We start from the raw sequence: 907 nt of genomic DNA, 5'->3' as shown, positions 1-907 counted from the left end.
GGGATCCCCCTGTCTCAGTGGATCCTCTACGAGCTGCATGTAGGCACCTTTACCCTCGAGGGCACCTTTGCTGCTCTGATCCCTCGCCTGCCGGAGTTGGTGGAGTTGGGGGTAAACGTGCTGGAGCTGATGCCGGTGGCCCAGTTTCCAGGAGAGCGCAACTGGGGCTACGACGGCGTCTACCTCTACGCGGTGCAGACCAGCTATGGAGGAGCGGCAGGCTTCAAAGCCCTAGTCAATGCCTGCCACCAACTGGGTTTGGCCGTCATCTTGGATGTGGTCTACAACCACCTGGGGCCGGAGGGGAACTACCTGCGGGATTTTGGCCCCTACTTCACCGACAAGTACCACACCCCTTGGGGGGATGCCCTCAACTTCGACGACCGCTATTCTGACGGCGTGCGAGAGTTTTTCCTACAAAACGCCGAGTACTGGCTGGAGGAGTTTCATCTCGATGGGCTGCGGCTGGACGCGGTGCACGCCATCTACGACTTCAGCGCCTACCCCTTCTTGCAGGAATTGGCAGAGCAGGTGGATGCCCTAGAAGCTCGCACTGGCCGGCCCAGGGTTCTCATTGCCGAAAGCGACCTCAACGATGTCCGCCTCATCACCCCCCGAGAGCAAGGGGGCTACGGGCTAGATGCCCAGTGGTGCGATGACTTCCACCACTCACTTCACACCCTGCTTACCGGGGAAAAGACAGGCTACTACCAGGACTTTGGCGAATTGGAGCACCTGGCCAAGGCTTACCGGGAGAGCTACGTTTATTCTGGCCAGTACTCCTGCTACCGCGCCAGGCGTCACGGCAACTCCGCTGTTGGGCGACCGGGATCCCAATTTGTTGTCTGCATTCAAAACCACGACCAGGTGGGCAACCGCAGGCTGGGAGAGCGCCTTAGCCAGCTCA

The 907-nt window shown here is 60.0% G+C and carries 1 protein-coding gene; it reads left to right on the top strand.

Going from position 1 to position 907, the window contains the following annotated elements; all coding sequences use genetic code 11:
• The coding region (locus NW846_RS12240) for an alpha-amylase family glycosyl hydrolase (RefSeq protein WP_414516144.1) at positions 1 to 907 on the top strand (907 nt) is incomplete at both ends.

Source organism: Synechococcus sp. W60.3 (assembly GCF_047502615.1).
Classification (GTDB): Bacteria; Cyanobacteriota; Cyanobacteriia; order Thermostichales; family Thermostichaceae; genus Thermostichus.
This window is presented reverse-complemented; position numbering and strand designations above follow the sequence as displayed.